This is a genomic window from Acidobacteriota bacterium, from assembly GCA_016208495.1.
In the GTDB taxonomy this organism is placed as follows: domain Bacteria; phylum Acidobacteriota; class Blastocatellia; order Chloracidobacteriales; family Chloracidobacteriaceae; genus JACQXX01.
In genome coordinates, this window is record JACQXX010000137.1 from 1 (window position 1) to 8,894 (window position 8,894).

8 protein-coding genes are annotated in these 8,894 nt (G+C 48.6%); 1 reads left to right on the forward strand and 7 read right to left on the reverse strand.

All coding sequences use genetic code 11. The annotated features are described in order from the left end of the window. Positions 1-324 precede the first annotated feature (324 nt). The 4 genes from HY774_26950 to HY774_26965 form a co-directional block, all read right to left on the reverse strand. Positions 325-1,242, reverse strand: coding sequence for an ABC transporter ATP-binding protein (locus HY774_26950; GenBank protein ID MBI4752142.1), 918 nt, complete (start codon positions 1,240-1,242; stop codon positions 325-327). Between the two features lie 373 nt (positions 1,243-1,615). Next, positions 1,616-2,023: a hypothetical protein gene (locus tag HY774_26955; GenBank protein MBI4752143.1), complete on the reverse strand. Its 408-nt coding sequence runs from the start codon at positions 2,021-2,023 to the stop codon at positions 1,616-1,618. A gap of 111 nt (positions 2,024-2,134) precedes the next feature. Next, positions 2,135-3,121: a hypothetical protein gene (locus tag HY774_26960; GenBank protein ID MBI4752144.1), complete on the reverse strand. Its 987-nt coding sequence runs from the start codon at positions 3,119-3,121 to the stop codon at positions 2,135-2,137. Between the two features lie 255 nt (positions 3,122-3,376). Further along, positions 3,377-3,910 (reverse strand): sigma-70 family RNA polymerase sigma factor, encoded by a 534-nt coding sequence (locus tag HY774_26965; protein MBI4752145.1) that lies wholly within the window; start codon positions 3,908-3,910, stop codon positions 3,377-3,379. Between the two features lie 381 nt (positions 3,911-4,291). Here HY774_26965 and HY774_26970 point away from each other — a divergent pair, with 381 nt between their 5' ends. Continuing rightward, positions 4,292-6,247, forward strand: coding sequence for a fructose-bisphosphatase class III (locus HY774_26970; protein MBI4752146.1), 1,956 nt, complete (start codon positions 4,292-4,294; stop codon positions 6,245-6,247). A gap of 114 nt (positions 6,248-6,361) precedes the next feature. Here the strand turns inward: HY774_26970 and HY774_26975 are convergent, their stop codons facing one another. From HY774_26975 to HY774_26985, 3 genes are all read right to left on the reverse strand, one after another. Further along, positions 6,362-6,823: a hypothetical protein gene (locus HY774_26975; GenBank protein ID MBI4752147.1), complete on the reverse strand. Its 462-nt coding sequence runs from the start codon at positions 6,821-6,823 to the stop codon at positions 6,362-6,364. A gap of 100 nt (positions 6,824-6,923) precedes the next feature. Next, positions 6,924-7,955 (reverse strand): class I SAM-dependent methyltransferase, encoded by a 1,032-nt coding sequence (locus HY774_26980; protein MBI4752148.1) that lies wholly within the window; start codon positions 7,953-7,955, stop codon positions 6,924-6,926. Continuing rightward, on the reverse strand, positions 7,952-8,746 hold the full coding sequence (locus HY774_26985; protein ID MBI4752149.1) for a DUF1295 domain-containing protein: 795 nt from the start codon (positions 8,744-8,746) through the stop codon (positions 7,952-7,954). Before HY774_26985 ends, HY774_26980 begins: the two co-directional genes overlap by 4 nt. Between the last annotated feature and the right edge of the window lie 148 nt (positions 8,747-8,894).

Sequence of the window (8,894 nt, forward strand, 5' to 3'; positions counted from 1 at the left end):
ACTGCTTCCCGGCCTTGATCATTTGGAAATTTGAGTATTGTTTTTTTCATATCTTCCCATTTTTCCTGATCGGGCCTTCTTTTGTCACCTCACTTTCTCAATTGGTAAAACACGAGATAAAGGACAACGTGGAAATCAGTTTCGTCACCGCGAAGACTCGATTTCGGTGAACTTCGATTCCACTCAATAACCTGGGCGATTCCCAATTGCGATTTGTGTCCCGAACCGGTCGGTGTTGGTCGTGTCGCAAGTAATGATATTTTGGGTGAAATTCAGGCTACATTCTTCATTCTCAATTCTTCATTCTTCACTCTTCATTCTCGTTCATCCTGGGCGCTCATCCGATCCCATAATTTCAAGAAATACCGTTTCAAGCGGTTTTTTAATTGAGGCTAATTTGTAGAGAGGAACTCCTTTTTCCACAATCCAACTCGCAATTTCTGGAAGTCGGGCTTCTGAATCAACTTTCAGGCGCAGATGTCCATTGGTTTGCACAAGATGATGACCAAATTGTGAGAGGCCAGACAAAATCTCAGATGATGTGGTGCCTAACTTCAACTCAACTTCAACGTCGGCCTCTTCTTTACCCAAAACGTGCTCTTTCACAACTCGACCTTGTTTGACAAAAACCACCCGGTTACAGGTCACTTCGATTTCACTGAGCAAATGGGAATTTAAAAAAACCGTTGTTCCCTGGTCGCGCAAATCCCGAATAATATCCCGCACCAGCAATCGTCCGAGCGGATCAAGTCCCGAAGTCGGTTCATCCAGAAATACAAGTTCCGGTTCATTCAACAGCGCCTGGGCCAGGCCAATACGTTGTAGCATTCCTTTGCTGTACTCGTTGAGTTTTCGGTCAGCCGCATCCTGCATATCAACCCGAACCAGAAGTTCTTCCATTCGTGCCTGGATCTGTTGCCGCTTCATGCCATACAACCGTCCGTGAAAATAAAGAAACTCGCGTCCGGTAAGCCAATCATGAAAGCGAAAATGCTCGGGTAAAAACCCAATTTTTGCTTTGGCTTTCTGATTGTTGAGTGGAACACCCAGCACTGATCCAGTTCCAGCCGTCGGCTCAACCAATCCCAACAACATTTTGATTGAAGTTGTTTTTCCAGCTCCGTTTGGACCAAGAAAGCCAAAAACCTCACCCCGTTTCACATCCAGGGTGAGGTCGGCAACTGCCAGTTTTGTCCCAAAATCTTTGCGGAGATTGTGAGTCTCAATTACTTGATATGACATGAAAATTGACTTGAGTGGGTGAGAGTTTCAGGTTCAGAAATCTGAACTTCAATTAAGTACCTCACCGAAAATTTCCAGACATTTTAACCACGAAACACACGAACGACACGAAAAGAATCAAACACTTACCCAATCCAATATCTCAGGAAACTTATGACAAGATACTTAGGGAGCGTTAAAAAACAACTTCCCGATTTTCATTTGGGTCGAAGCCATTTTCTTTTGAGTTCGGTGGCACTTTCCCTGACAAAAGCTCAGACCCCATTGAAGTCTTTGGATTTCTTTTTCGTGTTTTTCGTGTTTTTCCTGTTCTGAAATTCGATCTCTCCGGGTGACTTTCGATAAAAACGGGAAGTTGTATTTTTACAGTCCCTTAGTGAGTGCTAACACAACCCGAAACCGCTGGTATCCAGGGCATCACTCTGGCTGTAACCACCTGATCCCGAACGGCTGGATCGAGTTCGACGACCTGGCGAGCCTGGTCCAGATTTTCAGCCTGAATGATCCCCATTGCGCCCGAATTATCTGTAAATGGCCCACCGGTAATCAGTGTTTTGTCCTTCGCGAGCCTGACCATATAGGCTTGATGATTCTCCAGGGGTTGTTCAAACACTGACTTCCCGGCAATCCACTTTGGCCCTGGCAAATATAAAAAAACAAACAGCTTTTGGGGTGTGATTGATCGGGCCGTGACTTGAACCGGCACGGTTCCAGAATTATTTGCCAGAAACCCAGCAAACCACATCACCAATAAGATCACCAGCAGTTCGAGTTTTTTCATATGGTTTCGGTCTGAGGGCTTGGGGCTGAAATCTCGCAAGCTCGGGGCCGAAGAAACCGGGTTCAATACCCTGAGCCCGTTTTCTTCAGCCCCAGGCCCTCAGCCCTGGTTTTAGTTGATCGTATTGGCCATTTCGATCAGATCAACACTCACGGTATCGCCTGACATTGCATACACCATTCCATTCTCGGACCAGAGCAACATTGCCCCTTTTCGGCGGTGATTTTCCACCTGTTGTTTTGGCTTTTCGGGATTGATCGAAGTAATCAGGATCCCTGAAGTACCGTGAACGGTGACTTCGCGGAAGGTTGCCGATTGGGATGGCACTGGGACCAACAAGGTATTGTGCCAGTCTATACTTTGGGCAAACGTGCGGGCTTCTGACGGTGACATTCCCGCCACCCGAAGGGCAATTTCACCCAACTGACTCAACTGAACTCCAGCCGGAAGCGATACGTGCGGACTTGGAGATTGCACAAACATCAGGCTTCGTTCTTCACGGCCATAGGTCATCATCACTGAGGTTGGGAAATTCATGGTGACCTGGGCGCCGTTTAACTGAGCTGGAACTTCAAGATCATTGATTTCCAGGGCTTCCAGCAGTGCCTGCAGTTTCCCGCTGTCAGCCGTAAAGGTATTTGATTGACCTGGTTGGACGGCGACATCACGCAGCGTCAATCCAAACTGATCCAGCTTTGGCGTCCGCACCTGGATTCCAGCCAGTTGAGCCGCTGCTTCCGGAGTGGCTACGTGTTGCGGCGGGGTTGGTCTGGCTGAAACACTCCCGTCACTGGTGAGTAAAGACCGAAAGTCAAGATTGGCTTCTTTGAGTTGTTTCAACCGATCAATATCAATTGAAACCGCTGCAAATTTCTTGACTCGAAACAAGTCCAGAAAATTTTGAGCAATCGCCCGCACGGTGGGCACGTTTAAAGCCAGAACCATCACAACGGCCAGACTGGCTGCCGCCAGCAATGGCGACCATTTCCATACTCCACGGCTCGTGGTTGAAGCTTTCTGGGTTTGAAGCCGGGCATATAAATCTTGAGCGAATTCAGGCCGGGGTTCTTCACGAAACTGATTCAAAAATTCATCCATATTGGGTTTCCTCATCATTGGGTATCAACAACGTCGGGTTGCGATCCTTTTTCTTTTTCACGGTATTTTGAAACAACCAGCGAGTTCATTCCTCACTGGCTGTCCGGTGGTGTCTCCTCACCAATCGAACAGTAGGCCAACGCACTTGAAGGGTAATGCCATGTTGGAATGAAGGACTCGTATTAGAACACAGTCAAGTAATTCAATCAGATGAACTTAACGAACTACTGACTACTAACTACTGCCCCATATCATTTACCAACTTTCACGTAGGGAATGAATGGTGCGGTGTAAAAGCGACCCGACGTTGGATTCGCTCAATCCCGTAATCTGCGCGATTGAACGATTGGTCAACCCCGCACCATATTTCAGGGCCAGCAATTCGCGCTCACGTTCAGGCAGCGTTGCCAGCAAAACCGATAACCTCTGAAACTCCGCCTGTTTGACCGCCGAAGCCTCAGGGTTTGAAGCTGAAGGCACATCGTGGATGGCTTCGAGCGGCACCTGGACGTTATGGCGGCGGAAATGGTCGGCAGCCACGTTGCGGGCAATGGTAAACAACCAGGTTGAAAATCCAGCCAGATCGCGGCGATAGCGGTCCCGATGTTGCCAGGCTTTTTCAAAGGTCGTTGAGGTCAAATCTTCAGCCAGGGAAACATCCCCAACTCGATAGCGGAAAAAGTTAAAAATCCGTGGAAGCTCTTCTTTGTAAAGGACTTCCCAGTCAGCTTCCTGGGCTTTGGCAGTAAATGGAAGAATCCATCCCATGGCGTGGGTTTGTGAGCTCATACACCTTCAATCCAAATTGTTGTGATGAAAGCAAGTTGTGGAAAACGGAGTTAACGCTTGCTCTGTAGTATTCGTTGATTTATACGGACGCGGTTGAAAAGTATCACAGAAGAAAAATCAGAAGTCAGTGCCGATGAGCGGCTCAAAGTAAAAACAAAATTCAAAAATGAGCTTGCAGGGTTTACATTGGGTTGGAACAGTACCTGTGATCAGGGACCTCGCTTTCAATCTTTCAGGCGTCATTTTTTCTGCTCCTTCACCTGTCTTCTACTTGTAATCAGTTGATATGAAATGAAATACTATCGTCCATTGACCTGCCACTTCTGACTTTCGACTACTCGCGATTCACCTTCATCCCATCCGACTCTGAGGAAACATTTTATGTCTTCGACCTTCGACACCCAGGAACTGACGATGCTCCATGCGGTAGCGTCTCAATACCCGACCACGGATGAGGCCCTGGCTGAGATTTCGATTTTGAAGGCCGGGCTCTCGCTTCCAAAAGGCGTGGTCCACATTGTGAGCGACGTTCATGGCGAGTATAAGAAGCTTCGCCATATTATTAACAACGCCTCAGGTAGTCTCCGGCTTCTGGTGGAAACCCGCTTTGGCAATCGCCTTTCCACTCAGGAACAACAGCAACTCCTGGCAACCATTTATTATCCACACGAAGTGATCGAACACCTTCGGCCCCAATTTCAAGAAAGCGGGTTTCGGCATCGTTGGGTCAGAAACACCATTCGGCACCAATTCGAGGTTGTTCTGGCCCTGGGTCGAAACTATCGCCGTCGCCATGTCACGTCGCTTTTTCCACGCGAATTTCAAGAACTCTTTGAAGAACTGCTGGATGAATCAGCCGCCGGTCGGGGATCCGGATACATCAATGCCATGCTGGAGGCGCTAGAGCCCTATGACCGGGATTTAACCGCCGTCAGAGCGGCCTCGCGCCTGGTGCGTAACCTTTCTGTTTCTGAACTGGTCGTGGCTGGCGATCTGGGGGACCGCGGCCCCAGGTTAGATAAAGTGCTTGATTACCTGATGCAACAACCCAATGTTTCTTTCACCTGGGGCAATCACGATGCCTCCTGGATGGGCGCCTGTCTTGGCAACGAAGCCCTCATTGCCACGGTGTTGCGGATTTCGCTCCGGTATCGGCGGCTCTCTCAACTTGAAGAAGGCTACGGGTTGATTGTTTCGCCACTCGAAAAACTGGCTCGCACCGTTTATGGGAACGATCCGGCGAAATATTTCAGTGCCAAAGGTACGGGCCTTCGTGAAGAAATCCTGCTCGCCCGTATGCAAAAAGCCATTGCCATTATTCAATTTAAACTCGAAGGCCAAATTATCCGGCGACATCCGGAATGGGAGATGGAACACCGGGCGTTGCTCCACCGGATTAATTTTCAAGAAGGCACCATCACGATTGACGACAAGGTCTTTCCGCTCCGGGACACATACCTCCCCACGATTGACCCGGTAGACCCATATCGGCTGTCACACGAAGAACAGGTCTGTATGGACCGCATGCGGCAATCCTTTGTTTCCAGCGACCGCCTCTGGCAACACATGTCGTTTGTTGCCCGCCGGGGAGCCATGTGGCTTCGGCGTGACCAGGCAGTTATTTTTCACGGGTGCGTACCGGTTGACGAGGCGGGCGATTTTCTTTCGGTTGAGGTTGACGGCAAAAATGTTTCGGGTCGCGGCCTCTTTGATGCACTTGAATTCAAAATCCGTGGTGCTTTTCGCAAAGGCGCCGAGCGGGTGGGAATTGATGCTGATTGGCTGTGGTACCTGTGGACTGGCCCTCGATCACCACTGTTTGGAAAAGACCGGATGGCCACCTTTGAAACTTATTTTATTGACGACAAATCCATTCACGTCGAACACAAAAACCCCTATTTCAAACTCATCCACGATGCTGATTTCTGCCGGGTGGTGTGCGGCGAATTCGGGGTTTTCGAAGATGGCCTGATCGTCAATGGTCACGTTCCAGTCAAAGTTGAAAAAGGCGAACAACCGGTCAAACGTGGTGGGAATGCCGTCACAATTGATGGTGCGTTTTCTGAAGCCTATGGTGACCGAGGATATACTTTAATCCTTGCACCAGAACGTATTGCACTGGCTGAACACCATCACTTCGAATCAATCAATGAAGCGATTACCAGTGGGGCCGATATCATTCCAAAAGTTGAAAACCTGCGGACCTATGACCCGCAGCGGACAATTGGAGATACCGAAGAAGGTGAAGAGGTTCGGCACAAAATCGGGGTTCTGGAACGACTGGTGCTCGCCTATGAAGAGGGTGTCATCCACGAACGAAATCAGATAACGCATTGACCTGTATTTCCTTAGCCCCAGCCCTCATCCAGATTGTGACACCAGTTTCCACAATGGGATGCCACCTGGCATCCCTAATTCCTTTAGTCCAGGGCTTACAACTGGTACCTTCGTTTAGTTCTTTCTTTTATAAACACATATGTAAATTAAGGCTTTGTCCTGGCGAACTATTTCAGGCTCAAACACAAGCTCATCTGGACCATTGCTGTGAATCACCAGGTTTTCGGGATAATTCTTCAGGATGATCGTTCGATCATCCTTAAAACTATATGCCAGTGGTTCAGATTTCTTTCCCCCGAAGGATCCCATCGAATAATCAACAATTGCCGTGTTGTTTTTTTGGAAAGTGACGGAGATTTCCACCTTCCCATCAAAAACACCCTCCCAGGTTCCAAGAATCAACTTTTTATAATCAACTGGTTGGGCTGGTTTGGCTGGAACCGACTGAGCCACAGGGGGTACTGGCGAAACTGGTTTTGCCGGAGGTGGAGGAGGTGAGGCTGGTGGAGGAGGTGCGGAACAATGGCAAAAACAAATGATAAACAATCCAAGACTCGCCAATTTGATTTTCAACATTGATAAAAATCCTTTCCAGAAAGCTACTGGGACTCCAGTGAAATCCAAAATAATTGATCTTTGGAGCCCAAACAACGGTTTTGAATCAATCTGGTGAGTCTTACAACTTTGAAAACAGGTAATGAGCCACAAGCCACTCATTCCCGCCTCGATAGCCCCATAACTCAGCGCAGGCCATGTAAAAAACCCGCCAGTAGACCCACCAACGGGTTTCCTCGTCTTTCCCATAGACCTGAGCCAGCACTGGTCGGATTTCCCGTTCATGGCGATCCATGTTTTCAAGCCAGCTTTCCGCAGTTTTCTGGTAATGGGTACCGCTCACTGACCACTGATTTTCAATCTTTAGATCCTTTTGAAAATACAGGAGTAAGTCAACTGAAGGCATAATCCCGCCGGTGAAAAAATAGCGGGCCATCCAGTCGGAGGCATCCCGAGCCACGAAATGGTAGGCAAATTCACGGTGGGCAAAAATATGGACAAACAATTTTCCACCCGGATTGAGCCAGCGGCTCACGTTTTCCAACAGGCGGTCATAGTTTTTCATATGCTCAAACATTTCGACTGAAACCACCCGGTCAAACCTTCGGTCAGTGTCAAAAACATTCATGTCGCAGGTAATGATTTCCAGATTTTCAAGCCCCCGCTCACGGACCTGCTGGTCAATAAACTGTTTTTGGGTTCGTGAGTTCGAGACACCGAGAATACGGCTGGTGGGATATTTTTCAGCCATCCAGAGCGAAAGCGAGCCCCACCCGCACCCAAGTTCAAGAATCTGGTGGCCGTCCTGGAGTTGTGCCCGTTGACAACTCAGTTTGAGCATCAGTTCTTCGGCTTCATCCAGGGTCCGAGTTTCAGGGTTCCAGTACCCACTGCTGTATTTCAATCGCTTGCCAAGACAGAACTGATAAAAGCTGGTTGGAACTTCATAATGCTGCTCGTTGGCGGCTTTGGTTTCGATGGCGATTGGACTTTGCCGGAGCTCGTGAACCATCGCAAGTAACCGTTCACGTTGATCTTCGATGGTTTCACAGGTTTCAATGTCAATTCGTTCAGCAAGCAGGCGGCGAATGCCCATCCGGATAAGCCAATCCGGCAAGAGATTTTTTTCCAATAATGAATCAATCCAGTTCATGCCGTTTTGCGAAACCAGGGAACAAAAGCACTTGTCGTTCGCTGGTATTCGCGATACTCCTCTCCTTTGGTTCGGACCGCCTGCACTTCAGTCATTGGAATGCCAGTCACGCGGAACAAAAAGTAAAACATCATCGCTGGACAATAGAGCGAGACCCAACCCCAGGGTGACCCCAGCGCAAATACAAAATACGCCACCCAGACCAGCCATTCAAAAAAGTAATTTGGATGCCGTGAGTAATACCACAATCCCACCTGACAGACACGGCCCTTGTTGACTGGATTGGCTTTAAATCGGGCAAGTTGCTGATCAGCCAGGCTTTCTCCGATCAGTCCAGTTGCCCATAGGGCAAGCCCAGCCCACTCAAAGAACCCGAGGTCTGGGCGGTGATTGATAACCGCCAGCAAGAACGGGGCGGACAAAACCACGAGCAGGATTGCCTGAAACTGAAAGAACCAGAACATTTTCCGGTTGGTGTTGGCACCCCATTCCTCACGCAACATTTGATAGCGACCATCTTCGACCGGATGATGACCCATCACTCGAATATACAAATAGGTTCCAAGCCGGAGACTCCACAAGGTTACCATCCCGGCAATCAACCCTTTGCGGGTCCACGTTCCGCTTCCAACCATCAAAAACGCCAGGACAATGAGTGAAAACCCATAGGACCAGGCAATATCAACGATTCCAAAGTTATTTATTTTGAGGGCAATCAGCCAGATGATGACCATCATCACCGAAGCAACGGCCAGCGCAATTCCAGTTAAGAGCAGAATTTCAGAAAGCATATGTTTCGGGTTCAGGGTTCAGGGTTCAGGGTTCAGGGTTCAGGGTTCAGGGTTCAGGGTTCAGGGTTCAGGGTTGTTGAGTATCATTAAATCGTATACAGGAAAGTATCATAAATTGTATACACCGTTATATATCAAGGAAATGACC

Excerpts from the sequence above, each read along its gene's own strand:
- HY774_26950 (MBI4752142.1), bottom strand. The coding sequence starts at position 1,242 with ATGTCATATCAAGTAATTGAGACTCACAATCTCCGCAAAGATTTTGGG.
- HY774_26955 (MBI4752143.1), bottom strand. The coding sequence starts at position 2,023 with ATGAAAAAACTCGAACTGCTGGTGATCTTATTGGTGATGTGGTTTGCT.
- HY774_26960 (MBI4752144.1), bottom strand. The coding sequence starts at position 3,121 with ATGGATGAATTTTTGAATCAGTTTCGTGAAGAACCCCGGCCTGAATTC.
- HY774_26965 (MBI4752145.1), bottom strand. The coding sequence starts at position 3,910 with ATGAGCTCACAAACCCACGCCATGGGATGGATTCTTCCATTTACTGCC.
- HY774_26970 (MBI4752146.1), top strand. The coding sequence starts at position 4,292 with ATGTCTTCGACCTTCGACACCCAGGAACTGACGATGCTCCATGCGGTA.
- HY774_26975 (MBI4752147.1), bottom strand. The coding sequence starts at position 6,823 with ATGTTGAAAATCAAATTGGCGAGTCTTGGATTGTTTATCATTTGTTTT.
- HY774_26980 (MBI4752148.1), bottom strand. The coding sequence starts at position 7,955 with ATGAACTGGATTGATTCATTATTGGAAAAAAATCTCTTGCCGGATTGG.
- HY774_26985 (MBI4752149.1), bottom strand. The coding sequence starts at position 8,746 with ATGCTTTCTGAAATTCTGCTCTTAACTGGAATTGCGCTGGCCGTTGCT.